Raw genomic sequence first — 24755 nt, forward strand, 5'->3', positions numbered from 1 at the left:
CGCACTTTAAAATAAAAAGATCTAAAAATCCTCTATTTGAAACTGCTTACGCCAGTGATTTGGTGAAATCTTATGTTTCTTCAAGAAGTGCTGACGCAAGGCGGTATCGCTATGAAATCCACTTTGTTCTGCAATATCAGTAATAGATAAATCTGTGCTTTCCAAAAGCTCTCTTGCTCGCTGTAGCCTTGCTTCAATTAACCATTGATTTAATGACATTCCGGTTGCTTTGCGAAAATGTCGGGTGAAAGTGCTACGGCTCATTGACAAACGTTCGGCAAGACTATCAGTCGAATGAAGTGCGGTCAGATTTTCATTTAAATAAGCAAGCAACGCATTGATATTATGATTAGGTGTGGAACGAGAAATAGGGCGTTCGATAAATTGTGCCTGTCCGCCTTCACGATGAGGGGGGATAACCAGTATTCGGGCAATATGATTGGCAATTTTCACACCATATAATTTACGGACAATAGAAAGGCAACAATCCATGGAAGCTGCCGTTCCTGCAGAGGTAATCAGTCGATCTTGTTCCAAGTAAATAGGATTTAAATCCCATTTCACCTGCGGAAAGCGACGAGTAAAATCACTATCTCCTAGCCAATGTGTGGTTGCTTTTTTGCCGTTAAGTAGGCCACTGCACGCCAACACATAGGCGCCATAACATAAACCCACCACTGTCGCACCACGTTGATACGCTTGCCGTAATGCTGTTAATAAAGCCTCACTCGGCATCACTTGAGTATCATGCCATCCAGTCATCACAACAATATCGGCATTCTCTAACCATTCTAAACCACCATCTAAATGTATGTGAAATAGCGAGTTTGTCAGGTTGTCCGAATCGCTAACGATTTTACAGTCAAATAACGGCTTGCCGTTTAAATCCGACATAGAAAAAACGGAATATGCCATCGCAAAATGAATGGGCATCATTTGTTCATACACAATTAAAGCTACTGTGGGTGTATTCATTTTATTCTCCTATTTGATATGAGCATAACATAGAAATGACCCGATTATTACGTTTATTGATTTTTTATCTATTTTTGCGCAAATTTGTTCTCACTATAATATGTTTATTCATTCAATAACGTATATAGAAAAGGAAAAACAATGAACTTAAAAACCTTAATTAGCACTACAGCATTGGCTATTAGCACAAATACTTTCGCTGTAGATCTTGCCTCTAAAAACACTGATAGCTACCAACATATCCGCAATGCCACGGGTCGCCTGAACTATGCAGGGAAAACTTTTTTAATTGACCCGATGCTTGCTGAAAAAAGGACGTTATGCAGGCTTTGAAGGAACATTAAATAGCCATTTGCGTAATCCACTTGTGGAATTGCCGATGAAAGCAGAAGATACTTTCAAAGATGTTGATGCCATTATTTTGACTCATACACATGAAGATCATTGGGATGAGGTCGCACAAAAAATTTTACCTAAATCCATCAAAATTTTTGTGCAACATGAACGGGATGGTGACCTACTCAAAGCGCAAGGTTTTACTAATATAACCAGTTTATCGTTGGAAAAATCGGTGGAGTTTGAAGGTATTATTTTAAATAAAACCGGTGGTTCTCACGGTACAACAGAAATGTACGCTGTGCCACAATTGGCTGAGATTTTAGATGAGGCGATGGGAGTAACATTCCAAGCGAAAGGTCATCCAACGGTGTACTTGGTTGGTGACACAGTTTGGACTGCCGAAGTAAACAAAGCCATTAATCGTTATAAACCTGATGTAATGATTATGAACACAGGTGATGCGCGTACCTTAGCTTTTCCGAATGACGGTATTATTATGGGGTTACAAGATGTTGCTCATGCTCGCCAAATGCTACCGAATACAAAACTTATCACGGTGCACATGGATGCGGTAAACCATATGTCTGTGTACCGTAAGGATTTACGCCAATTTGTCCAAGCAAACAAGCTTGAAAATATAGCAATTCCAGAAGATGGTGAAACAGTGAAGTTTTAAAAACAAGCGGTCAAGTTTTGATGGAGATTTGCAAAACACCTAAAAATTTGACCGCACTTTGTTATAAAAAAGCCGTCTGAAATTTCAGATGGCTTTTATTTCGAAATTAATTATTATGTTAATTTTTATTACAAATCAAACGATTGAATAACATTCACATGTAAGCGTACATCGACATTGCCACGAGTAGCGTTAGAGTAAGGGCAAACTTCATGAGCACGAGTAATCAATTTGCGCGCCTCATCTTCAGTCAAACCTGCTACGGTAATCGTGATATCTAAATCTAAGCCAAATGCACCATCGGCTTTTTGACCGATACCTACACCGACAGTAGTGGAAGATTTCGTCGGTTTCAAGCCGAGTGTCGGTGCTACATGGTTCATCGCGCTATCAAAGCAGGCGCGTAACCCATAGCGAAAAGCTGCTCGGGGTTTGTACCGTGCTTACCGCTTTCGTTTTGGAATGAAACCAAATTAAAGCCAATTGAACCGTCGTCTACTTGGGTACGACCATCACGTCCGCCGGTTGCTGTTGCTGATGTTTTGTAGAAAATTTTCATAATGTTTTCCTCATTTAATGTTAGTTAATATGTTTTGGCGTACCGCCGTTGAAAGTGAGTTCATTATATTGAACGGCAATATGAAGTGTTATATGATTTATCCAAATTACTTGCCTATTTCTACAAAATTATGTTTTCAACTGAAACGATAGAACGCTTATTAAAAGTTATTCCACATAACGAACTCTATTCATCACCGATTAAAGGCTTATTTCTTCGCCATTCAGATCAACCATTTTGTTACGAAGGTATTATTCAAGAGCCGAGCATTTGCATCGTGTTAAGCGGAGAACGTGAAGTGCAGCTAGGCGAACAATGCTACCGATTTGATAATCAACATTCGGGCCGAGCGGCTGTGGCAAGACGACGGTTTTGCGTTTGATTGCGGGCTTGGAAACGCCGAAATCGGGCACGATACGCAATACTTTCCGCAAAACGGGTTTTCTGTTTCAGGAAAACCGCCTGCCGGAAAACTTGACCGCGATGCAGAATATCGCTATTTTTATGGACAAACCCGATGAAGGCGAAATCATCGCGCTGGCGGCGAAAGTCGGGCTGACTGCGGGCGATTTGAACAAATATCCGACCGAATTGTCCGGCGGCATGGCGAAACGGGTAGCATTTTTGCGCCTGCTGCTGTGCGGCTGCGACCTTGCCTTGCTGGACGAGCCGTTCGTCGGTTTGGACCGCGATTTGCGCGATATTTTGGTCGCCATGCTGGTGGAAAAAATCGAGCGGCAGGGCATGGCGTGTATGCTGGTAACGCACGACCGCTTCGAAGCCGCATGCCTGAGCCATGAAATAATGCTGCTTTCCACTAAGGGCATGAACGTGCAAAACGTGATTACCCTGCCTACGCCGCTGTCCGAACGCGATTCGGCTTTTGAAGAAGCCGTGGTGGCAAGAGAGTTTCAGGGGATTCATTATTATGAGTGATAGGAATTTAAATTTCTGACAAACCTTGCGGTTCGTTGCCCTCTCCCTAGCCCTCTCCCACGGGGAAAGGGGATCAGGTTTCTCAAAATCAGAGAACCGTAGAATTGGGAATCAGATGTCAGGTAAACCTGAAAATGTTCAGGCTCGACAGCCCAATTCCCTCTCCCCGTGGGAGAGGGCTAGGGAGAGGGTAAGCAAGCCGCAGGTTTGCCTCTTTAGCGAAAGATACGAATCTGTTATCCGAACGCGATTCGGTTTTTGAAAAAGCCGTGGTGCCAAGGGGGCAGGGGATTCATTATGAGGTGCTTTATGTTTTCGACTGTGATTACTGCTGCTGTTTTATATATTGCTACAGCAGTAGATTTGTTGGTAATACTATTAATATTTTTTGCTAGAGCAAATACTAGAAAAGAATATCGAGATATTTATATCGGACAATATTTAGGTTCTGTAATTTTAATATTAGTTAGTTTATTTCTAGCTTTTGTTTTGAATTATGTTCCGGAAAAATGGGTGTTGGGTTTATTAGGTTTAATACCGATTTACTTAGGTATTAAAGTTGCTATTTACGACGATTGTGAGGGCGAAAAAAGAGCTAAAAAAGAATTGGATGAAAAAGGGTTGTCAAAATTAGTCGGTATTGTTGCTTTGGTTACAGTTGCTAGTTGTGGTGCAGATAATATTGGACTTTTTGTTCCTTACTTTGTGACTTTAGATCTTGTCGACTTATTAGTTACTCTTCTTGTATTTTTAATATTGATTTTTGTTTTAGTATATACAGCACAAAGATTGGCTAATATTTCAGGTGTTGGTGAAATTGTAGAGAAGTTTAGTCGTTGGATAATGGCTGTTATTTATATTGGTTTAGGGTTATTTATTATTATTGAAAATAATACAATTCAAACAATAATATCAATAATATGAATGATACGGGCATTTGAGTATCTGACAAACCTTCGGCTTGCTTCTTCAATACAAGATACAACCCTGTCCGCCCAATAAATCCATATCTGAAAGCATCTTCATGCAGAATTAAGCCAAACCATGAATAAGTTTTTCACCCACCCCATGCGGCCGTTTTTCGTCGGTGCGGCGGTTCTTGCCATACTCGGCGCGTTGGTGTTTTTCATCAGCTCCGGTGCCGTCATTTTGAAATGAAACCAAATCAAAGCCGATTGAACCGTCGTCCACTTGGGTACGACCATCACGTCCGCCGGTTGCTGTTGCTGAAGTTTTGTAGAAAATTTTCATAATGTTTTCCTCAGTTTAATATTGGTTAATATGTTTTGGCGTACCGCCGTTGAAAGTGAGTTCATTATATTGAACGGCAATATGAAGTGTTATATGATTTATCCAAATTACTTGCCTATTTCTACAAAATTATGTTTTCAACTGAAACGATAGAACGCTTATTAAAAGTTATTCCACATAACGAACTCTATTCATCACCGATTAAAGGCTTATTTCTTCGCCATTCAGATCAACCATTTTGTTACGAAGGTATTATTCAAGAGCCGAGCATTTGCATCGTGTTAAGCGGAGAACGTGAAGTGCAGCTAGGCGAACAATGCTACCGATTTGATAATCAACATTTTATGTTTTGCCCAGTAAACATACCGATGCGTGGAGAGATTAAATATGCAGCGCCACAAAAGCCGTTTTTAGTGATGTCGATGAAAATTGATATTGAATGCGTTGGCAAGATTTTATTAGCAAATCCAAACCTTGCAGATGATGTTCAACAGGGCGATGAGGGTTTTGCACAATGGCATTTGGATGAATCTCTCAAAAATGCTGTTGAACGCTTATTGCTCTTGCACGAAAATCCAAAAGATATTGAGTTTCTTGCACCGCTTATCCAACAAGAAATATATTATCGACTCCTTACAGGCGAACAAGGTGGCAAATTTAAAGCCATGGTAAGCAATGGATCGCACACCAAAAAAATCGCCCAAGCCACCTATTATCTGCAACAACATTTTAGTGAAACCATTACCGTGGAAACCTTGGCAAATCTGAGCGGCATGTCATTATCTGGTTTTCACAGCCATTTTAAGAAGATAACCAGCCTTTCACCGCTGCAATATCAAAAATCCTTATGTCTAATGGAAGCCAGACGACTGATCTCACAAGAAGGGAGAGGCATTACCGAAGCCGCTTACCAAGTCGGCTACGAATCGCCTAGCCAATTCAGCCGTGAATACAAACGCTATTTCGGGCATGCGCCAAAGGGGGATATTAAATAGATGAGGCTTAAAGATAGGTTCAAAAACACTTAAAAATTTGACCGCTCTTAGTCATAAAAAATCCATCTTCAATACGAAGATGGATTTTTTGTTTATTTCCTTGAGATTGTTGTTATTTAACAACTTCCCCACAAATCATATTCATCAGAATTTGTGATGGTTACTTTAATCACGTCGCCAACTTTGACATTGATTCCGCTTAAATTATCTACATAAACTAACCCGTCGACTTCAGGGGCATCTGCTTTGGAGCGACCAATAATGCCTTCTTCGTCAATTTCATCCACTAATACATCAAGCGTTTTACCGATTTTTTGTTTTAAACGGTTTGCAGAAATTTCCTGTTGTAATTGCATGAAACGATGGAAACGTTCTTCTTTCACATCTTCTGGTACTTGGTCAGCCATCTCTGTTGCAGGTGCACCTTCAACTGGGCTGAATTTGAAACAGCCTACGCGATCAAGTTGGGCTTCTTTTAAGAAATCGAGCAATAATTGGAAATCTTCTTCTGTTTCACCTGGGAAACCGACAATAAAGGTGGAGCGTAATGTTAAATCTGGGCAAATTTCACGCCATTGTTTAATGCGTTCTAAAGTGCGGTCAATACTGCCCGGTCTTTTCATTGCTTTTAAGATTTTCGGGCTGGCGTGTTGTAATGGAATGTCTAAATACGGTAAGAGCGTGCCGTCTGCCATTAATGGAATTAAATCATCCACATGCGGATAGGGATACACATAATGTAAGCGAACCCAAATGCCAAGTTTGCCAAGCTGTTTACAAAGGGTCATTAAATCATTTTTAATTGGCATGCCATTCCAGAAAGCTGTTTTTACACCGCCCTCTTGGCGTTTTAAGTCCATGGAATAAGCAGAAGTATCTTGCGATACAACAAGCAATTCTTTTACGCCTGCTTCGGCTAAACGTTTTGCTTCGTCCAAAACTTGCGTAATAGAACGGCTTTCTAAATCACCACGCATAGATGGAATAATGCAGAACGTGCAACGGTGATCACAGCCTTCAGAGATCTTCAAATAGGCATAGTGCTTTGGTGTCAGTTTCACGCCTTGTTTGGGTACTAAGCTGGTGTAAGGGCTATGTGTCGGTTTTGGCACGTATTTGTGAACTTGCGCCATCACTGTTTCATAACTATGTGGGCCGCTGACTTCCAAAACTTTAGGATGCACTTCACGAATTTGGTCTTCTTTTGCCCCCAAACAGCCAGTCACGATAACTCGCCCATTTTCTTCTAATGCTTCACCAATCGCTTCTAGTGATTCCTGCACCGCACTATCAATAAAGCCACAAGTGTTCACAATCACTAAATCAACATTTTCATAGCTTGGCACAATGTTGTAACCATCGGTGCGTAGTTCCGTTAAGATTCGTTCAGAATCTACTAAGTTTTTTGGGCAACCAAGGCTTACAAAGCCAATGCTTGGGGTCGAATTTTGCATAAAATAACCGTTCTTTCGCTCTATAAAATTTCAAACGCAAGATTTTACTCAATTTTCGCAAGAAAGGCGATAAATTAAAGGCTTGGCAGGGTAAAGATTTTAAGCTAAGTGATGTAGAATAGACGATTATGTCAGACTTATTTTTATCATTATGGAAAATTCATCTTTACTTTTGACCGCACTTTTCGATCCTTATCATTTGATTATTTTTAGCAAAATGCTATTGGCGATGGTGCTTGGTAGTGTTATTGGCTTAGAGCGTGAGCTTAAGCGCAAACCTGTGGGCGTGAAAACTTGCGCCATTATTGCCGTCACCACTTGTGTGCTAACCATTGTTTCGATTCAAGCTGCAGAGCATTATGCGCAAGTTTCAGAAAATATTCGTACGGATCCGATGCGTCTTGCGGCTCAAGTGATTAGCGGAATCGGTTTTTTAGGTGCAGGTGTAATTTTGCATAAAAAAAATGATGCGATTTCAGGTTTAACCACTGCGGCGATTATTTGGGCTTCTGCGGGGATCGGCATTGCTGCTGGGGCAGGTTTTGTATTCGATGCGGTCATCGCAACGGTGATGATTTTGCTGTCTATTCGATTAAGTCCGCTGGTACAACGCTGGGTACATCGTAAATCACAACGTCGTCGGACAAAATTCAATATTCTTGTCAATGGTGCGGAAAGCATTGGAAAAGTCACTCAATTGTTAGTAAACAATCAGTATCGTATTGAACATATACAGGTGAAAGATCAAAGTAGTGGTGAAGTGCGGTTACAAATTCGCTGTTTTTCCATTGATTCCACAATGTTGAAAGATGCGTATGCATTGTTGAAAGCGGAAGAAGGCGTGATAAGTGTCGAAGTAGATAACTAGAAAAAGAGCGGTCAAGTTAAATTTTATTTTAAAATTGACCGCTCTTTTTTATTTCTTATTTAATTTCTTTCGCAAAATGTAAATTTCCATGAAAAATACTTGATTTTGCTAACGCTATCTTGTAATTAATAATTCTATTCAAACACAACAAACTAAGGAAACAACAATGAAAAATGTAGGCTTTATCGGTTGGCGCGGAATGGTGGGTTCCGTATTAATGGATCGTATGTCGCAGGAAAATGATTTTGCGAATCTTAATCCCGTATTTTTTACAACTTCACAAGCAGGTCAAAAAGCACCTGTATTTGGTGGCAAGGATGCAGGCGAACTTAAAAATGCATTCGATATTGAAGAACTCAAAAAATTAGACATTATCGTGACTTGCCAAGGTGGCGATTACACCAATGAAGTTTATCCAAAATTAAAAGCAACAGGTTGGGATGGTTATTGGGTTGATGCCGCTTCTGCACTACGCATGAAAGATGATGCAATTATTGTGCTTGATCCAGTAAACCAACACGTGATTTCTGAAGGTTTGAAAAAAGGTATTAAAACTTTCGTAGGTGGTAACTGTACCGTAAGCTTAATGCTTATGGCTATCGGCGGTCTATTTGAAAAAGATTTGGTGGAATGGATTTCTGTGGCAACTTACCAAGCGGCTTCAGGTGCTGGCGCAAAAAATATGCGTGAATTACTTTCACAAATGGGTTTATTAGAACAAGCGGTTTCAAGTGAATTAAAAGATCCTGCTTCATCTATTTTAGATATTGAACGTAAAGTGACGGCAGAAATGCGTTCTGATAGTTTCCCAACCGAAAACTTTGGTGCAGCATTAGGTGGCAGCTTAATCCCTTGGATTGACAAACTTCTTCCTGAAACAGGGCAAACTAAAGAAGAATGGAAAGGATATGTAGAAACCAACAAAATTTTAGGTTTAAGCGACAATCCAATTCCTGTGGATGGTTTATGTGTGCGTATTGGTGCATTACGTTGCCATAGCCAAGCATTCACCATTAAATTGAAAAAAGATTTGCCATTAGAAGAAATTGAACAAATTATTGCATCACATAATGAATGGGTAAAAGTGATTCCGAACGACAAAGAAACCACATTGCGTGAATTAACGCCAGTTAAAGTAACGGGTACATTAAGCGTACCGGTTGGTCGTTTACGTAAATTGGCTATGGGTCCTGAATATTTGGCTGCCTTTACTGTGGGTGACCAATTATTATGGGGTGCGGCAGAGCCAGTTCGCCGTATCTTAAAACAATTGGTTGCATAATTTGTAGAGTGCGTGAGGTAAAATCTCACGCACTTTTTCTTTCTTTTGCATGCGTTGATGTATCCCATCTAAAAACTTATGAATCGAGAATCCAACTTTACTCAATTTGCCTTTACCGAACTGTTACCTTTTTTTAATCAATTTCCAACGCAATATTTCACTGGCAAAAATAATGTTCAAATCGCTTATCGTCATTTAATCCACGCAAAAAGTGCGGGTAGAAAATTGATGATTTTGGTGAATGGCCGTGCTGAAAATATGTTGAAATGGTCAGAGCCCGCTTATGATTTTTATCATCAAGGCTATGATGTGTTGCTATTTGATCACCGAGGTCAAGGCTATTCAACCCATTTGCTGAAGGATTCTGAAAAAGGGCATTTAGATGAATTTCGTTTCTATGTTGATGATATGGCGAAAATCATCGAAAAAGTGACCGCACTTTTCAATTATTCCATGCAGCATTTGCTTGCTCATTCGATGGGTGCATTGATTGCAACGTATTATTTGGCAAATTGTGATCATCGCATTAATAAAGCTGTGCTTTCTTCGCCTTTTTACGGCATTCCTTTAAAACACACTATTAGAGATGAACTGATTATTGCCCTGATGAATATTTTAGGGCAGGGCGAGCGTTATGTTTTTGGTAAAGGGCCTTATCAACAAGCCCATTTGGAATACAATGAACTAAGTTTCTGTAAAACCAGAATGAAATGGATGAATCGTGTAAATCGTAAAAATCCAGCAATTCATCTTGGCGGACCAACGTTCCGTTGGGTACATTTGTGTTTAAATGCCATTAAACGCTTGCCGAAAGTTATTCCTAAGATTGAAATTCCAACCCTAATTTTACAAGCCGAAAAAGAAAAAATAGTAGATAACAAAAATCTTGAAAAATTAACCGCACTTTTTCCGAATGCTCAATGTAAAGTTGTATTCAATGCTAAACATGAGGTGTTATTTGAGCAAGATGAATTGAGACGGGAAACAATATCTAAGATTTTAGTATTTTTGAATGATGAGTAGATTTTTATTCAATAATATATTTAATGTGTAGATAAAATATTCAAACAGGTATGTTTTTCAAAAAATGGTTTGACATATTTTCTAAAAAACGTATTATACCGCTCACACCGATTGTGGTGAGATGGCCGAGCAGGCTGAAGGCGCTCCCCTGCTAAGGGAGTATGGGGTTAAAAAGCTCCATCGAGGGTTCGAATCCCTCTCTCACCGCCATTGTTTGTTTTATTTATTCTGCACCCGTAGCTCAGCTGGATAGAGTACTCGGCTACGAACCGAGCGGTCAGAGGTTCGAATCCTCTCGGGTGCGCCATTTTAAAACGGCTCTATCTTATTAAAGTGGTTATGAATAATTAAAGCATCATCTACGCACCCGTAGCTCAGCTGGATAGAGTACTCGGCTACGAACCGAGCGGTCAAAGGTTCGAATCCTTTCGGGTGCGCCATTTCATTTTATTCAAGCCTATTGATTTCCACTTACTTTCTAATAATCACAGTATTTGTTATATTGTACTTATCTTTTATTTGTAAAATTTTTAAATTATGACAAGACAATCTTTGCCTCGTGGTTTTAGTTTATTTTCCTGGGGATTAGCTATTTTTTGTGCCCCTGTATTGTTATGTCCGATGGCTCTGTTGCTTTCCACTACATTTGATAAAAATCCTAACTTAGAAACTTGGCAAGTTAATTTATTCTCAATATTTTTTTGGATTTACCCTATTATTCTTGCGGTGGTAGCTCGAATTTTATATCGCCTACATCAGAAAAAACCAAAATTGGCTTTTAAATTATTGGTATTAAGTGCGGTCATTTTTTATATAGCTTTAATTACGATTTGTAAAATCGGTTTATAAAAAAATCCTACGATAAAACGTAGGATTTTTTATGCTATTTTATTTTTTCTTTGTTGGGCGTTGCCAATCTTGAATATGGCGTTGAGGAACTCGTGTAATCACTAATTCATTTTCGCCAACATCACGTGTAATTGTTGTTCCAGCACCAATAGTTGCGCCATTTGCGACTTTCACTGGCGCGACTAATTGTGTATCAGATCCGACAAATACATCATCACCGATGATCGTTTTAAATTTATTTGCGCCATCGTAATTACAGGTGATGACACCCGCACCAATATTACAATTTGAGCCGATTTCTGAATCGCCAACATAGGTCAGGTGATTTACTTTAGAACCTTTACCAACGGTAGATTTTTTAATTTCTACAAAGTTACCGACATGCGTTTCTGCTGCAAGTTCCGCACCTGGGCGTAAACGAGAAAATGGACCAATTGCGGCTTTTTCTCCCACTACAGCATCCTCTAGCACTGAATAGGGTTTTATTTCTACATCATTGCCAATAACAACATTTTTCAATATGCAACCTGCGCCAATTTTTACGCGATCGCCGAGTTTAACACTACCTTCGATAACAACATTAACGTCGATTTCCACATCTTTTCCATGCTCTAATGTTCCACGTAGGTCAAAGCGAGCGGGATCGTAGATCATTATGCCTTCAAGTAATAGTTTGGAGGCTTGTTTATTTTGGAAATAACGTTCAAGTGCGGCTAATTGTAAGCGATTATTTGCGCCTTCAACTTCCATGACATCTGTTGCTTGTACAGCAACAACTTGGCAATTATCTTGGTTTGCGAGAGCAATAAGATCCGTTAAGTAATATTCGCCTTGAGCATTATTATTGCCTACACGAGCTAGCCATTTTTTGAAACTTGCGCCATCAGATACCATCACGCCAGTATTTACTTCTTTAATATTTAGTTGAGCTGCATTTGCATCTTTTTGTTCTACAATTGCTACAACATTCCCATTTTCACGGATAATTCGTCCATAGCCTGTTGGGTTATCTAAATTTACGGTAAGCAATGCAATGCCATTTTCTGGTTTTGCTTCAATTAATTTTTCTAATGTTTCTTTTGTTATTAATGGTGCATCGCCGTAAAGTACAACAATATTTTCGTTATCTTTAAAGAAAGGTGCCGCTTGTTGAACTGCATGTGCTGTGCCAAGTTGTTCTGTTTGTAATACCCAATTTACTTGTTCATTTGTAAGATGGGTACGCATTAAGTCCCCACCGTGGCCATAGATTAAATGAATATTTTCTGCGCCTAATTGATGAGCTGTATCAATTACATGTTTTACCATTGGTTTACCAGCTATTGTATGTAGAACTTTAGGTAAATCGGAATACATGCGCGTTCCTTTTCCGGCTGCTAAAATTACCGCACTTAATGCTTTTGTAGTCATAGATTTTCTCTTTATTTATCAATAATAATGGGAGATATTTTATCGTATAAAGGAGAAGATGATAAGTTTTTAACTTAAGGAAGTTGTGGCTTTGTAGATAGGAAAAAACCGATGGTTTCCCATCGGTTTTCTGAATTTTAAAGTGGTTAAAAGAGAAATTATTTAACTTCTACTTGTGCACCAGCTTCTTCTAATTCTTTCTTAAGTGCTTCAGCTTCTTCTTTAGAAACACCTTCTTTTAATGCTGCTGGAGCAGATTCAACTAAATCTTTAGCTTCTTTTAAGCCTAAACCAGTTGCACCACGTACTGCTTTGATTACTGCTACTTTGTTAGCACCAGCTGCTGCAAGAATTACGTCGAATTCAGTTTTTTCTTCTGCTGCCGCTGCGCCGCCTGCTGCTGGAGCTGCTGCTACTGCTGCCGCTGCTGAAACACCGAATTTTTCTTCCATCGCTGCGATTAATTCAACGATTTCAGTTACAGTTTTTGAAGCAATCGCTTCAATAATTTGTTCGTTAGTTAATGACATAACAATCAATTCCTAAAATAAATAAAGTTAGATGAAGTAAGAAACGCTTAATGATTAAGCTGCTTCTTGTAATTTGTCGCGTAATGCCGCGAAGGTGCGAGCAAGTTTGCCTGCTGCAGCTTCTTTCATTGTGCCCATTAAACGTGCAATCGCTTCTTCGTAAGTTGGTAATGTTGCCAAGAATTCAACATCTTGGATTTTACCTTCAAAGGCTGCACCTTTAATTTCAAACTTATCGTTTGCTTTAGCAAACTCTTTGAACAAACGAGCAGCTGCGCCCGGGTGTTCGTTAGAGAACGCGATAAGTGTTGGACCTACAAACGTATCTTTTAAGCATTCGTAATCTGTGCCTTCAACTGCGCGACGTAATAAAGTATTACGAACTACACGCATTGTAACGCCAGCTTCACGTGCTGATTTACGTAATTCAGTCATTTTATCAACAGTTACACCGCGAGAGTCCGCGATTACTGCTGAAAGTGCACCTTTGGCTGCTTCATTTACTTCAGCAACAATTGCTTGTTTGTCTTGAAGATTTAATGCCATTGGCTTTTAGCTCCTGAATACACTCCGATTACTCGGAATTAATTTACCTAATCCTAAGACTAGGATGACTTCGGCGCCCAGAAGCAAGAAAAATTCTTATTCTGTTCACCATCTACGTAGGATAATTAAGATTACTCCCCTACGGTCTTGGATGGGGCTTGAATAGGTCAAGCACCAACCAGAAATTTGTTAGATTGACTAACACAGGCGCAGGATTATAGAGAAAAGCTATGTTCTTGTAAAGAATATTGTTGGAAAAAGAGCCAAATTCCTATGATAGTTTCTCTACTAATTCCACTGCGGCCCCAATATAAGTAGCGGGTGTTAATTTTTGTAAACGTAATTTTTCTTCTTGTGGAATATCCAACTTATCAATAAATTCACGCATGGCCTGTTCTGTCACTCGTTTACCTCGCGTTAATTCTTTTAATTTTTCGTAAGGTTTTTCTATTCCATAGCGGCGCATTACGGTTTGAATTGGTTCAGCCAAAACTTCCCAGTTTTGATTGAGTTCTTCTAATAAGTGCGGTTGATTTACTTCAAGTTTACTAATGCCTTTGCGAGTTGAAGCATAAGCGATCAAACAATAACCTAATCCTACACCTAAATTACGTAATACGGTTGAATCCGTTAAGTCACGCTGCCAGCGAGAAATTGGTAACTTTTGACCTAAATGAGTCATCACTGTATTGGCTAACCCTAGATTGCCCTCTGAGTTTTCAAAATCAATTGGATTGACTTTATGTGGCATGGTAGAGGAACCAATTTCGCCTGCTATAGTTCGTTGTTTAAAGTGATTTAATGCAATGTATCCCCATAAATCACGATCAAAATCAATGATAATGGTATTAAAGCGTACTACAGCATCAAAAAATTCAGCGATGTAATCGTGCGGCTCAATTTGCGTGGTATAAGGATTCCATTGAATACTTAATGAAGTGACAAATTCTTCGCTGAATTTATGCCAATCAATATTAGGATATGCCGATAAATGCGCATTGTAGTTACCTACTGCGCCATTGATTTTGCCTAAGATTTCTGCGTTCTGAAGTTGTTTAAATTGACGTTTTAGGCGATAAACAACATTCGCCATTTCTTTGCCCACTGTGCTTGGTGAAGCTGGCTGGCCATGTGTGCGAGAAAGTAATGGGATCGTTTTATATTCTTCTGCAAGACGAGTGATTTCATTAATCAGTTTTTGCCATTCTGGTAAAATCACTTCGTCACGCGCGGTGCTTAACATTAATGCGTGAGAGAGGTTGTTAATATCTTCTGAGGTGCAAGCGAAGTGAATAAATTCGGAAACATTCACAAGTTCCACTTCACTTTGAATTTTCTCTTTCAGAAAATATTCAACAGCTTTCACATCGTGATTGGTTGTGTGTTCAATTTCTTTAATACGCGCAGCATCGGTCTCATTAAAATTAGCCACAATTCCATCTAAAAAAGCATTTGCTTGCGTAGAAAATGGCGGTACTTCGGTAATGTCTGCCGTTGAAGCTAATTTTTGTAACCAACGAACTTCCACAGCTACACGGAATTTCATTAACCCGAATTCGCTAAAAATAGCGCGTAATGGAGTTACTTTATCTTGATAACGACCATCAAGAGGGGAAAGTGCGGTCAGTGTAGAGAGTTGCATAAATGTTTGCTCCAGAATTGTATTAATAAATAGAAGAATAAATCTGTTTTGCGGTGGCAAGTAATTTTCTGCGGAAAAATAAAATTTGCCATTTTGTTCCGCCCATTTGTTTCCACAGTACGGCAGAGCGAATACCTGCAAGTAAAACTGCACGAATTTTATTTTGCACGAGTTCTTGTCGCAAATAATCAGGCGAGCCTAGTATGTGAATTTTTTTGCCCAATGGACTAATAACGTCGCTGTAAATATTTGCCATAATAGATAGCATTGTTTCACTATCTCGAGCGTAATGAATTTCCTGTTCTTTTAGGCGAGAAATTCGATTGCCCAATGTTTTTTTGGCATCGGGATTTTTCGATAATTTTCCTTCTAATGCCAAAAGGCTTAGCCAATAGCGAGTTAAATTTTGATCGCCTTGCGCGTTGAGCTGATGAATTAAGGTTTCTAGACCTAATTTTAAATGACGAACTTCGCCACCAAAAACATCTTCGATTCGTTGTGGTTGGGTAATGAAAAGGCTATTAAGTGCGGTTAAAAATGTATCTGAATCTGCTCGACTTTCTGTTGCAAGTTGATGAACCAATTTTGCTGATTGGCACACTCCAGCAAGGGCAAGAACAATATCGTGGTAGTTTTTCATTAGGAAATATTAGGAAAACGTTTCCGTTAAATATAGCATTTTTAACCTAGCTTTTGAACTCGAACATTAAAAAAGCCTAGAGTTTCTGGTATGATGTGCGAATAGTTTTAAGGTATTAAGGATTGATTATGGCAAAACCAATTGTTTTTAGTGGCGTGCAGCCTTCTGGTGAATTAACTATCGGAAATTATTTGGGCGCGTTGCGCAACTGGGTGAAAATGCAAGAAGATTATGAATGTATTTTCTGCGTAGTTGATTTACATGCGATCACTGTGCGTCAAGATCCTGTTGCCCTTCGCAAAGCAACGCTTGATGTGCTTGCACTTTATTTAGCGTGCGGAATTGATCCAAATAAAAGTACTATTTTTGTTCAATCTCACGTTCCAGAACACACGCAATTAAGCTGGGTGTTAAATTGCTACACTTATTTCGGTGAAATGAGCCGAATGACGCAATTCAAAGATAAATCAGCACGTTATGCAGAAAATATTAACGTGGGTTTGTTTGATTACCCAGTGTTAATGGCGGCGGATATTTTACTTTATCAAGCAAAAAGCGTGCCTGTCGGTGATGACCAAAAACAACACTTAGAAATTACGCGTGATATTGCAAACCGCTTTAATGCGCTTTATGGCAATATTTTCACCATTCCTGAAATTTTCATTGGAAAAGCAGGCGCGCGTATTATGTCATTGCAAGATCCTGAAAAGAAAATGTCAAAATCAGATGATAACCGCAACAACGTGGTGACACTTTTAGAAGATCCAAAATCTGTGGCGAAGAAAATTAAACGTGCCGTAACAGATTCAGATGAGCCGCCTGTTGTTCGTTATGACGTGCAAAATAAAGCGGGTGTATCCAATCTTTTAGATATTCTTTCTGCGGTTACGGATAAGCCTATTGCTGATCTTGAAAAAGAATTTGAAGGCAAAATGTACGGACATTTAAAAACAGCTGTAGCGGATGAAGTATCAACTTTACTTGCTGGTTTACAAGAACGTTTCCATCAATATCGCAATGATGAGGCTTTATTAGATAATATCTTACGACAAGGTGCGGAAAAAGCTCGTGCAAAAGCACAAGAAACCTTGGCGAAAGTGTATGAAGCCGTGGGTTTTGTCGCTGCAAAATAATCTGAATAAAAGGATAATATTATGGCAATTCAAACTGAAAAACCGATTGAATGTGTGGGTTGTAACACATTTGATATGAAATCACTTTTCGATAATCGTGATTGTAGTCAGGTTATTGAATATATTTATGACAGTGAAGAACAAGCGCAAGAAGCGCTCGCATTTTTTACTCAGAAAGCGCGTGATGTAGAAAGTGAACCTTGTGAAATTCAATCTGAAATTACAAAAGTGGATGATGGCTATTTATTAAAGGCAGATTTCACTTTCTGTTGCCAAGCTGAATTGGTGATTTTTCAAATGCGTATTGCATAAGAAAAACAGCTGAAAAATAAGCCGCACTTTTGCGGCTTATTTTGTTTTTAGGATTCGTTTTCTACAAAGCTTAAGGCGGTTTCAACCACTTCAATTCCCGCACCTTGTTTAAATGCATTTTCGCTTAAATAGCGTCGCCATTGACGGGCACCTTTGCAATTTTGGAATGCGCCTAGCATATGACGGACGATATGATTAAGGTGTATGCCTTGGCTAAGTTGTTGTTCAATATAAGGAAGCATTGATTGTACCGCTTCATGAGCGGTAACAATTGGTGCGTTAGGATCAAATAAGGCTTGATCAATTTGCCCAAGTAAACTTGGATTTTGATAGGCCTCTCGCCCAACCATCACGCCGTCCACATATTGCAAATGTTGTTTCATTTCTTCAATGGTTTTTATGCCGCCATTAATTGCGATAGTTAGATGTGGAAAATCACGTTTTAGTTGATACACCCTAGCATAATCTAATGGTGGAATTTCTCGATTTTCTTTGGGACTTAACCCTGAAAGCCAAGCTTTCCGTGCATGGATAATAAACTCTTGGCAACCTTTTCCTTGAACCTTCTCAATAAAATCACATAAAAATTCATAGCTGTCTAATTCATCAATGCCAATACGCGTTTTCACAGTGACTGGAATTTTGACCGCACTTTGCATTTGTTCTACACAGTCTGCCACCAAATCTGCTTTCGCCATTAAGCAAGCGCCAAACATTCCATTTTGTACGCGATCAGAAGGGCATCCTACATTAAGATTAATTTCGTGATAACCTCGTTCCTCAGCAAGTTTTGCACAATGTTTGAGTTGCTCAGGATTGCTTCCTCCTAGCTGTAACGCAATGGGATTTTCTTGTAAATCAAAATCCAAGTGATCGTATTTGGCATGGATAATCGCAGGTGCGGTGACCATTTCAGTGTAAAGTAACGCATGCTTTGAAAATTGGCGATGAAAATAACGACAATGGCGTGTTGTCCAATCTAACATTGGTGCAACAGAAAAACGGCCGCGGTAAAAGTGCGGTAGATTTTGAGGCATTTTTATTTCTCTTATTCGGTTTTGCTGCGTAATTCTTCGGCTTGGCGAGCTTGCATTTGCTGGCGAAAACGGCCTGCAGCAAAGTGGTAAAATGGTTTTGGGCTAAATTGGCGCGAGATTATGGATGCAATAATGCTGGAAATCAAGAGCCAAATGAGAACGGGTTGTGCGCCTGTCATTTCCATTACAACAACACTGGCAGTAACTGGCGATTGTGTGCCACCAGCTAGAAACGCCGCCATACATAAAATCACCAAAAAACGTTGATCAACCATACCGCCACTGAGATCCCAAAGCATTGCGCCAATGCCCGCGCCTGTTGTCAACGATGGGGTAAAGATACCACCGGCAATACCATTCCAATAAGTGGTCACCGTTGCCAAAAGTTTAAGGATGCCAATTTCAGGCTCTATAGCTTGCCCTTCTAAGGCGCGTGCAACAACCTCATAGCCAGTGCCATAGGTTTGTCCATGAGTGTAACTGCCAAGTGCGGCAAGCACTAAACCCAATAATAAAGCAATATAAATAGGATGTTGGCGAACCCAACCACGCCATTTTTCAGGTGATAATCCTGCGAGACCTTTTGCTAATAATCGTCCGAATATGCCACCTAGAATGCCACAAACCACCCCACAAATTGCAAGCCAAAGATAGAGATAAGAAACAGATCTTGCCCCTTGATAACGTGGAAAATAAGGGCTGTTTCCTTGAATCGCGACAAGAATAAAACCAGCAGCTAATACGCCCATCAATACGCGTCGTTCCCAACGTAACATTACACCACGCCCGAGTTCTTCAATCGCAAATATCACGCCAGCCAAAGGTGCATTAAAGGCTGCTGCAAGCCCACCTGCTGCACCTGTGGCAAGTAATTCATTGGTGCTTAATCCTCTAAATGCTAAATTATGTTTTCTACAATAATTTCCCCATGCAAGCATGACAGCTGCGCCAACTTGTACTGATGGACCTTCACGTCCAACCGATGCGCCAATAAGCATTGCTAGAAAGGTAAGAGGAATTTTCCAAATAGTTTGGCTGAATTCAACTAATTTGGTTTTATAGCTACTATGAGGAAGATTAATTGATGCAATGACTTGCGGAATACCACTTCCTCCAACATAGGGAGTATATTTTTTCGTAAACCAAGTCAGGCAAGCCATGCCTATGGGTAACACAAACCAAACTGCAATAGGATATTGAGATGACCAGTGAGCGTTTAGTTCTAGACCGAGATCGGACAATTTAGCAAAGCCAAATGAAAAAAGTGAGACAAATGTAGCACCTATAATTAGGCAGATAAATTCTAAACTTTTGTGGGAAATTCTGTGTGTTTGGCGTAGCTTTTTATGGAAGAAATAGCGTAAGTGAAATTTGAGCGAGCGTAACATAATCATTGTAATTTAATACTAATTAAGTAGAAATTATAAAACCGTCATTTCGCTAGGGCAATTGGTTTGGCATTTTGAATAAAAAGTGCGGTGAATTTGGGAAGCGTTTTTGTACGCAACTAAAGATCCTTTCACGGATCTTTGGACCTGTTTAATTATTGACAATAAACCTCAGAACGATTAAAATTCGCCGTCTATTTCTGTATGGAAGTAGATTTTTTGAACAACATTCTATTATTGAATAACATTTAAACTGGAGCTTTTTTAATGGCAACTATCAACCAGCTAGTACGCAAACCGCGTGTGAAAAAGGTTGTAAAAAGCAACGTTCCTGCATTAGAGGCTTGCCCGCAGAAACGTGGTGTATGTACTCGTGTATATACTACAACTCCTAAAAAACCAAACTCAGCGTTACGTAAAGTATGTCGTATCCGCTTAACTAACGGTTTTGAAGTAACTTCTTATATCGGTGGTGAAGGTCACAACCTTCAAGAGCACAGTGTTGTATTAATCCGTGGTGGTCGTGTTAAAGACTTACCAGGTGTGCGTTACCACACAGTACGCGGTGCATTAGACTGCGCAGGCGTTAAAGATCGTAAACAAGGTCGTTCTAAATACGGCGTTAAACGTCCTAAAGCTTAATGGTTCTCCGTTAAGTAAGGCCAAACGTCTAAATTAGCAAAACAATTTAAACCATAAACTCCAGTCAAAAAGCGCGTTGCGCTGCAAATTTTCTCAAAGAGAAATATTGCTGATGGGTTTTGGATATCCTGAAGATTAAAATACGGAGAAATTCGCAATGCCACGTCGTCGTAGTGTTGAAGCACGCAAGATTCTTCCAGATCCGAAGTTCGGTTCAGAATTACTTGCAAAATTTATTAATGTAATCATGGTAGACGGTAAAAAATCCGTTGCTGAATCAATCGTTTATGGTGCTTTAGAAACTTTAGCACAACGCACAGGTAAAGAGCCTTTAGAAGCGTTTGAAGTTGCACTTGAAAACGTACGTCCAACTGTTGAGGTTAAATCTCGTCGTGTTGGTGGTTCTACTTACCAAGTACCAGTTGAAGTGCGCCCTGTACGTCGTAACGCATTAGGTATGCGTTGGATCGTTGAAGCAGCACGTAAACGTGGTGATAAATCAATGGCTTTACGCCTTGCAAACGAATTATCTGATGCTTCAGATAATAAAGGTGCAGCAGTGAAAAAACGTGAAGACGTTCACCGCATGGCTGAAGCTAACAAAGCATTTGCTCACTACCGTTGGTAATAAGTTTTTGAATTTAAAGGGCTTCATCGTTGATGAAGCCTTACCCTTATATAAACTGATATTAAATAAACAAGGTTATAATAATGGCTCGTACAACCCCTATTGAAAGATATCGTAATATCGGTATCAGTGCGCACATTGATGCGGGTAAAACCACTACTACTGAGCGTATCTTATTCTATACTGGTGTTAGCCACAAAATCGGTGAAGTGCACGATGGTGCAGCAACGATGGACTGGATGGAACAAGAACAAGAGCGTGGTATCACCATTACCTCTGCGGCAACTACCGCATTTTGGTCAGGTATGTCACAACAGTTCCAACAACACCGTATCAACGTTATCGACACCCCGGGACACGTAGACTTTACCGTTGAAGTAGAACGTTCTATGCGTGTTCTTGATGGTGCGGTAATGGTGTACTGTGCGGTAGGTGGTGTTCAACCACAATCCGAAACTGTATGGCGTCAAGCTAACAAATACCAAGTGCCACGTATCGCGTTCGTTAACAAAATGGACCGTACTGGTGCGAACTTCTTACGCGTAGTTGAACAATTAAAAACCCGTTTAGGTGCCAACGCAGTTCCTCTTCAACTTCCAATCGGCGCAGAAGAAAGCTTCACCGGTGTAGTTGACTTGATCAAAATGAAAGCGATTAACTGGAACGAAGCTGACCAAGGTATGACCTTCACCTATGAAGATGTACCTGCAAATATGCAAGCAGACTGCGAAGAATGGCGTCAAAACCTTGTTGAAGCAGCGGCTGAAGCATCTGAAGAATTAATGGAAAAATACCTTGGCGGTGAAGACTTAACTGAAGAAGAAATTAAGTCTGCATTACGTCAGCGTGTATTAGCAAATGAAATTATCTTAGTAACCTGTGGTTCTGCGTTCAAAAACAAAGGTGTTCAAGCTATGCTAGATGCCGTTGTTGAATATTTACCAGCGCCAACAGATATTCCGGCGATCAAAGGTATCAATCCAGATGAAACTGAAGGCGAACGTCATGCAAGTGATGAAGAACCATTCTCTTCATTAGCATTTAAAATTGCAACTGACCCGTTCGTAGGTAACTTAACATTCTTCCGTGTATATTCTGGTGTTATTAATTCTGGTGATACAGTATTAAACTCTGTACGTCAAAAACGTGAACGTTTTGGTCGTATCGTACAGATGCATGCTAACAAACGTGAAGAAATTAAAGAAGTTCGTGCAGGTGACATCGCAGCTGCTATCGGCTTAAAAGATGTAACTACTGGTGATACATTATGTGCAATTGAAGCACCAATTATCCTTGAGCGTATGGAATTCCCAGAGCCAGTAATCTCTGTTGCGGTAGAACCAAAAACTAAAGCTGACCAAGAAAAAATGGGCTTAGCATTAGGTCGTTTAGCACAAGAAGACCCTTCATTCCGTGTTCACACTGATGAAGAATCTGGCGAAACCATTATTTCTGGTATGGGTGAATTACACTTAGATATCATCGTTGACCGTATGAAACGTGAGTTTAAAGTGGAAGCTAACATCGGTAAACCACAAGTATCTTACCGTGAAACTATCCGCACTCGTGTTAATGATGTGGAAGGTAAACATGCGAAACAATCTGGTGGTCGCGGTCAATATGGTCACGTTGTTATCGACTTATATCCATTAGATCCAGAAGGTCCTGGTTATGAATTTGTAAACGAAATCAAAGGTGGTGTAATTCCTGGTGAATATATTCCAGCTGTTGATAAAGGTATTCAAGAACAACTTAAATCTGGTCCATTAGCGGGCTACCCTGTAGTTGATCTTGGTGTACGTTTACACTTCGGTTCATACCATGATGTGGACTCATCTGAGTTAGCGTTTAAACTTGCTGCATCTTTAGCATTTAAAGCAGCATTCGCAAAAGCAAACCCAGTATTGCTTGAGCCAATCATGAAAGTTGAAGTAGAAACTCCACCTGAATATGTTGGTGATGTAATCGGTGACTTAAGCCGTCGTCGTGCTATGGTTAACGGTCAAGAAGCGAACGAATTCGTTGTTAAAATCGATGCAGAAGTTCCACTTTCTGAGATGTTCGGTTATGCAACAGACTTACGTTCACAAACTCAAGGTCGTGCATCATACTCAATGGAACCGTTAAAATATGCTGAAGCTCCAACAAGTGTTGCTGCTGCAGTAATTGAAGCGCGTAAAAAATAATTTTTGTAAACCAGCGGTGTAAAACATGATTGTTTTAGACCGCACTTCTTAGGAAACATTAGCAATGTCTAAAGAAAAATTTGAACGTACAAAACCGCACGTAAACGTGGGTACAATCGGCCACGTTGACCACGGTAAAACAACTTTAACAGCAGCAATCACAACTGTATTATCTAAACACTACGGTGGTGCAGCTCGCGCATTTGACCAAATCGATAACGCGCCAGAAGAAAAAGCGCGTGGTATCACCATCAACACTTCACACGTTGAATACGATACAGCAACTCGTCACTACGCACACGTTGACTGTCCGGGACACGCCGACTATGTTAAAAACATGATTACTGGTGCGGCACAAATGGATGGTGCTATCTTAGTCGTAGCAGCAACTGATGGTCCTATGCCACAAACTCGTGAGCACATCTTATTAGGTCGCCAAGTAGGCGTTCCATACATCATCGTATTCTTAAACAAATGCGACATGGTAGATGACGAAGAGTTATTAGAATTAGTCGAAATGGAAGTTCGTGAACTTCTATCTCAATATGACTTCCCAGGTGACGATACACCAATCGTACGTGGTTCTGCATTACAAGCATTAAACGGCGTGGCAGAATGGGAAGAAAAAATCCTTGAGTTAGCAAACCACTTAGATACTTACATCCCAGAGCCAGAGCGTGCGATTGACCAACCGTTCCTTCTTCCAATCGAAGATGTGTTCTCAATCTCAGGTCGTGGTACAGTAGTAACTGGTCGTGTAGAGCGTGGTATCATCCGTACTGGTGATGAAGTAGAAATCGTAGGTATCAAAGATACAGCGAAAACTACTGTAACGGGTGTTGAAATGTTCCGTAAATTACTTGACGAAGGTCGTGCAGGTGAGAACATCGGTGCATTATTACGTGGTACCAAACGTGAAGAAATCGAACGTGGTCAAGTATTAGCGAAACCAGGTTCAATCACACCACATACTGACTTCGAATCAGAAGTGTACGTATTATCAAAAGAAGAAGGTGGTCGTCATACTCCATTCTTCAAAGGTTACCGTCCACAATTCTATTTCCGTACAACTGACGTAACTGGTACAATCGAATTACCAGAAGGCGTGGAAATGGTAATGCCAGGCGATAACATCAAGATGACAGTAAGCTTAATCCACCCAATCGCGATGGACCAAGGTTTACGTTTCGCAATCCGTGAAGGTGGCCGTACAGTAGGTGCGGGTGTTGTAGCGAAAATCATCAAATAATTGATGTATTCTTGAATGTCTTAAAGACAGAAAGAAGACAAAAGAAAAGTGCGGGGAAAATTCTCCGCACTTTTTGTTTATAGGTGATATTTGAAAGTTATCAAAATGTGATTTTTTAATCAGTATTTTATCGACTGGTTACATTTCTTTCGTTATAATTGGGCGTCTTATTTTATTTAACAAACGTGTTCGGTGTGGATTTTTA

The 24755-nt window shown here is 40.0% G+C and carries 23 protein-coding genes, 3 tRNA genes and 3 pseudogenes; 18 read left to right on the plus strand and 11 right to left on the minus strand.

Annotated features, from left to right (window positions below; translation table 11 throughout):
• Positions 1–21: 21 nt before the first annotated feature.
• Positions 22–975, minus strand: coding sequence for a GlxA family transcriptional regulator (locus tag DV428_RS01865; RefSeq protein ID WP_105899133.1), 954 nt, complete (start codon positions 973–975; stop codon positions 22–24).
• A 141-nt stretch (positions 976–1116) separates the two neighbouring features.
• Between DV428_RS01865 and DV428_RS01870 the strand changes: the two are divergent.
• Positions 1117–1990 (plus strand): annotated as a pseudogene (locus DV428_RS01870) (MBL fold metallo-hydrolase).
• Positions 1991–2118: 128 nt separating this feature from the next.
• Here the strand turns inward: DV428_RS01870 and DV428_RS09795 are convergent.
• Positions 2119–2549 (minus strand): annotated as a pseudogene (locus tag DV428_RS09795) (organic hydroperoxide resistance protein).
• An 85-nt stretch (positions 2550–2634) separates the two neighbouring features.
• On the opposite strand from DV428_RS09795, the pseudogene DV428_RS01880 reads away from it, so the two are divergent.
• The 3 genes and pseudogenes from DV428_RS01880 to DV428_RS01890 form a co-directional block, all read left to right on the plus strand.
• Positions 2635–2889, plus strand: a pseudogene (locus DV428_RS01880) (AraC family transcriptional regulator N-terminal domain-containing protein); the annotation flags it as partial.
• A 32-nt stretch (positions 2890–2921) separates the two neighbouring features.
• On the plus strand, positions 2922–3485 hold the full coding sequence (locus DV428_RS01885) for an ATP-binding cassette domain-containing protein (protein ID WP_239993715.1): 564 nt from the start codon (positions 2922–2924) through the stop codon (positions 3483–3485).
• 309 nt (positions 3486–3794) lie between these two features.
• Positions 3795–4409 (plus strand): CadD family cadmium resistance transporter, encoded by a 615-nt coding sequence (locus DV428_RS01890; RefSeq protein ID WP_003766668.1) that lies wholly within the window; start codon positions 3795–3797, stop codon positions 4407–4409.
• Between the two features lie 108 nt (positions 4410–4517).
• On the opposite strand, the gene DV428_RS01895 is transcribed toward DV428_RS01890, so the two are convergent.
• A complete protein-coding gene (locus DV428_RS01895) occupies positions 4518–4736 on the minus strand; it encodes an OsmC family protein (RefSeq protein ID WP_114908498.1) in 219 nt (72 codons plus the stop codon).
• A gap of 86 nt (positions 4737–4822) precedes the next feature.
• Between DV428_RS01895 and DV428_RS01900 the strand changes: the two genes are divergently transcribed.
• Complete coding sequence (locus DV428_RS01900) at positions 4823–5731, plus strand: AraC family transcriptional regulator (protein ID WP_239993716.1); 909 nt, start codon at positions 4823–4825, stop codon at positions 5729–5731.
• Between the two features lie 116 nt (positions 5732–5847).
• Here the strand turns inward: DV428_RS01900 and rimO are convergent, their stop codons facing one another.
• Positions 5848–7185 carry a 30S ribosomal protein S12 methylthiotransferase RimO gene (rimO, locus tag DV428_RS01905; protein ID WP_009501103.1) on the minus strand — a complete coding sequence of 446 codons (1338 nt, stop codon included), beginning with the start codon at positions 7183–7185 and terminating at the stop codon, positions 5848–5850.
• A 151-nt stretch (positions 7186–7336) separates the two neighbouring features.
• Here rimO and DV428_RS01910 point away from each other — a divergent pair, with 151 nt between their 5' ends.
• The 7 genes from DV428_RS01910 to DV428_RS01940 all read left to right on the plus strand — a co-directional run bounded on the left by DV428_RS01910 (position 7337) and on the right by DV428_RS01940 (position 11207).
• Positions 7337–8053 carry an MgtC/SapB family protein gene (locus DV428_RS01910; RefSeq protein WP_114908499.1) on the plus strand — a complete coding sequence of 239 codons (717 nt, stop codon included), beginning with the start codon at positions 7337–7339 and terminating at the stop codon, positions 8051–8053.
• 166 nt (positions 8054–8219) lie between these two features.
• On the plus strand, positions 8220–9335 hold the full coding sequence (gene asd / locus DV428_RS01915; RefSeq protein WP_114908500.1) for an aspartate-semialdehyde dehydrogenase: 1116 nt from the start codon (positions 8220–8222) through the stop codon (positions 9333–9335).
• 78 nt (positions 9336–9413) lie between these two features.
• Positions 9414–10358, plus strand: coding sequence for an alpha/beta fold hydrolase (locus DV428_RS01920; RefSeq protein ID WP_114908501.1), 945 nt, complete (start codon positions 9414–9416; stop codon positions 10356–10358).
• 115 nt (positions 10359–10473) lie between these two features.
• A tRNA-Ser gene (locus DV428_RS01925) sits at positions 10474–10568 on the plus strand.
• A 20-nt stretch (positions 10569–10588) separates the two neighbouring features.
• Positions 10589–10665: transfer RNA gene (locus tag DV428_RS01930), tRNA-Arg, on the plus strand.
• 56 nt (positions 10666–10721) lie between these two features.
• Positions 10722–10798 (plus strand) — tRNA-Arg (locus tag DV428_RS01935).
• Between the two features lie 97 nt (positions 10799–10895).
• On the plus strand, positions 10896–11207 hold the full coding sequence (locus DV428_RS01940; protein ID WP_114908502.1) for a DUF5389 family protein: 312 nt from the start codon (positions 10896–10898) through the stop codon (positions 11205–11207).
• A gap of 39 nt (positions 11208–11246) precedes the next feature.
• Here the strand turns inward: DV428_RS01940 and glmU are convergent, their stop codons facing one another.
• From glmU to hflD, 5 genes are all read right to left on the minus strand, one after another.
• Positions 11247–12617: a bifunctional UDP-N-acetylglucosamine diphosphorylase/glucosamine-1-phosphate N-acetyltransferase GlmU gene (gene glmU / locus DV428_RS01945; RefSeq protein ID WP_114908503.1), complete on the minus strand. Its 1371-nt coding sequence runs from the start codon at positions 12615–12617 to the stop codon at positions 11247–11249.
• 158 nt (positions 12618–12775) lie between these two features.
• The gene (rplL, locus tag DV428_RS01950; protein WP_005626607.1) at positions 12776–13147 is read right to left on the minus strand and encodes a 50S ribosomal protein L7/L12; all 372 of its coding nucleotides are present in this window, start codon (positions 13145–13147) and stop codon (positions 12776–12778) included.
• Between the two features lie 54 nt (positions 13148–13201).
• The gene (gene rplJ / locus DV428_RS01955; protein WP_077414192.1) at positions 13202–13693 is read right to left on the minus strand and encodes a 50S ribosomal protein L10; all 492 of its coding nucleotides are present in this window, start codon (positions 13691–13693) and stop codon (positions 13202–13204) included.
• Between the two features lie 271 nt (positions 13694–13964).
• The gene (purB, locus tag DV428_RS01960) at positions 13965–15335 is read right to left on the minus strand and encodes an adenylosuccinate lyase (RefSeq protein ID WP_114908504.1); all 1371 of its coding nucleotides are present in this window, start codon (positions 15333–15335) and stop codon (positions 13965–13967) included.
• Positions 15336–15357: 22 nt separating this feature from the next.
• Entirely contained in the window at positions 15358–15975 is a 618-nt protein-coding gene (gene hflD / locus DV428_RS01965) for a high frequency lysogenization protein HflD (protein ID WP_114908505.1), read from the minus strand.
• Positions 15976–16103: 128 nt separating this feature from the next.
• Between hflD and trpS the strand changes: the two genes are divergently transcribed.
• Together trpS and DV428_RS01975 are read left to right on the plus strand one after the other, a co-directional pair.
• Entirely contained in the window at positions 16104–17108 is a 1005-nt protein-coding gene (gene trpS / locus DV428_RS01970) for a tryptophan--tRNA ligase (protein ID WP_005636075.1), read from the plus strand.
• 21 nt (positions 17109–17129) lie between these two features.
• A complete protein-coding gene (locus DV428_RS01975) occupies positions 17130–17420 on the plus strand; it encodes a YfcZ/YiiS family protein (RefSeq protein WP_005636074.1) in 291 nt (96 codons plus the stop codon).
• Between the two features lie 47 nt (positions 17421–17467).
• On the opposite strand, the gene dusA is transcribed toward DV428_RS01975, so the two are convergent.
• Together dusA and DV428_RS01985 are read right to left on the minus strand one after the other, a co-directional pair.
• A complete protein-coding gene (dusA, locus tag DV428_RS01980; protein WP_114908506.1) occupies positions 17468–18457 on the minus strand; it encodes a tRNA dihydrouridine(20/20a) synthase DusA in 990 nt (329 codons plus the stop codon).
• 11 nt (positions 18458–18468) lie between these two features.
• Entirely contained in the window at positions 18469–19845 is a 1377-nt protein-coding gene (locus DV428_RS01985) for a chloride channel protein (RefSeq protein ID WP_065249308.1), read from the minus strand.
• A gap of 267 nt (positions 19846–20112) precedes the next feature.
• On the opposite strand from DV428_RS01985, the gene rpsL reads away from it, so the two are divergent.
• The 4 genes from rpsL to tuf all read left to right on the plus strand — a co-directional run bounded on the left by rpsL (position 20113) and on the right by tuf (position 24550).
• On the plus strand, positions 20113–20487 hold the full coding sequence (gene rpsL / locus DV428_RS01990; protein ID WP_005543325.1) for a 30S ribosomal protein S12: 375 nt from the start codon (positions 20113–20115) through the stop codon (positions 20485–20487).
• 157 nt (positions 20488–20644) lie between these two features.
• Positions 20645–21115, plus strand: coding sequence for a 30S ribosomal protein S7 (rpsG, locus tag DV428_RS01995; protein ID WP_005626581.1), 471 nt, complete (start codon positions 20645–20647; stop codon positions 21113–21115).
• Positions 21116–21198: 83 nt separating this feature from the next.
• The gene (gene fusA, locus DV428_RS02000) at positions 21199–23301 is read left to right on the plus strand and encodes an elongation factor G (protein WP_065249302.1); all 2103 of its coding nucleotides are present in this window, start codon (positions 21199–21201) and stop codon (positions 23299–23301) included.
• 64 nt (positions 23302–23365) lie between these two features.
• On the plus strand, positions 23366–24550 hold the full coding sequence (tuf, locus tag DV428_RS02005; protein WP_005646706.1) for an elongation factor Tu: 1185 nt from the start codon (positions 23366–23368) through the stop codon (positions 24548–24550).
• The last annotated feature ends 205 nt before the right edge of the window (positions 24551–24755 follow it).

The organism is Haemophilus haemolyticus, from assembly GCF_003352385.1.
GTDB lineage: Bacteria > Pseudomonadota > Gammaproteobacteria > Enterobacterales > Pasteurellaceae > Haemophilus > Haemophilus haemolyticus_I.

What these genes read in the sequence shown, in the direction of transcription:
- DV428_RS01865 (WP_105899133.1), bottom strand. Translation starts at nt 975, where the DNA reads ATGAATACACCCACAGTAGCTTTAATTGTGTATGAACAAATGATGCCC.
- DV428_RS01890 (WP_003766668.1), top strand. Translation starts at nt 3,795, where the DNA reads ATGTTTTCGACTGTGATTACTGCTGCTGTTTTATATATTGCTACAGCA.
- DV428_RS01895 (WP_114908498.1), bottom strand. Translation starts at nt 4,736, where the DNA reads ATGAAAATTTTCTACAAAACTTCAGCAACAGCAACCGGCGGACGTGAT.
- rimO (WP_009501103.1), bottom strand. Translation starts at nt 7,185, where the DNA reads ATGCAAAATTCGACCCCAAGCATTGGCTTTGTAAGCCTTGGTTGCCCA.
- DV428_RS01910 (WP_114908499.1), top strand. Translation starts at nt 7,337, where the DNA reads ATGGAAAATTCATCTTTACTTTTGACCGCACTTTTCGATCCTTATCAT.
- asd (WP_114908500.1), top strand. Translation starts at nt 8,220, where the DNA reads ATGAAAAATGTAGGCTTTATCGGTTGGCGCGGAATGGTGGGTTCCGTA.
- DV428_RS01920 (WP_114908501.1), top strand. Translation starts at nt 9,414, where the DNA reads ATGAATCGAGAATCCAACTTTACTCAATTTGCCTTTACCGAACTGTTA.
- DV428_RS01940 (WP_114908502.1), top strand. Translation starts at nt 10,896, where the DNA reads ATGACAAGACAATCTTTGCCTCGTGGTTTTAGTTTATTTTCCTGGGGA.
- glmU (WP_114908503.1), bottom strand. Translation starts at nt 12,617, where the DNA reads ATGACTACAAAAGCATTAAGTGCGGTAATTTTAGCAGCCGGAAAAGGA.
- rplL (WP_005626607.1), bottom strand. Translation starts at nt 13,147, where the DNA reads ATGTCATTAACTAACGAACAAATTATTGAAGCGATTGCTTCAAAAACT.
- rplJ (WP_077414192.1), bottom strand. Translation starts at nt 13,693, where the DNA reads ATGGCATTAAATCTTCAAGACAAACAAGCAATTGTTGCTGAAGTAAAT.
- purB (WP_114908504.1), bottom strand. Translation starts at nt 15,335, where the DNA reads ATGCAACTCTCTACACTGACCGCACTTTCCCCTCTTGATGGTCGTTAT.
- hflD (WP_114908505.1), bottom strand. Translation starts at nt 15,975, where the DNA reads ATGAAAAACTACCACGATATTGTTCTTGCCCTTGCTGGAGTGTGCCAA.
- trpS (WP_005636075.1), top strand. Translation starts at nt 16,104, where the DNA reads ATGGCAAAACCAATTGTTTTTAGTGGCGTGCAGCCTTCTGGTGAATTA.
- DV428_RS01975 (WP_005636074.1), top strand. Translation starts at nt 17,130, where the DNA reads ATGGCAATTCAAACTGAAAAACCGATTGAATGTGTGGGTTGTAACACA.
- dusA (WP_114908506.1), bottom strand. Translation starts at nt 18,457, where the DNA reads ATGCCTCAAAATCTACCGCACTTTTACCGCGGCCGTTTTTCTGTTGCA.
- DV428_RS01985 (WP_065249308.1), bottom strand. Translation starts at nt 19,845, where the DNA reads ATGTTACGCTCGCTCAAATTTCACTTACGCTATTTCTTCCATAAAAAG.
- rpsL (WP_005543325.1), top strand. Translation starts at nt 20,113, where the DNA reads ATGGCAACTATCAACCAGCTAGTACGCAAACCGCGTGTGAAAAAGGTT.
- rpsG (WP_005626581.1), top strand. Translation starts at nt 20,645, where the DNA reads ATGCCACGTCGTCGTAGTGTTGAAGCACGCAAGATTCTTCCAGATCCG.
- fusA (WP_065249302.1), top strand. Translation starts at nt 21,199, where the DNA reads ATGGCTCGTACAACCCCTATTGAAAGATATCGTAATATCGGTATCAGT.
- tuf (WP_005646706.1), top strand. Translation starts at nt 23,366, where the DNA reads ATGTCTAAAGAAAAATTTGAACGTACAAAACCGCACGTAAACGTGGGT.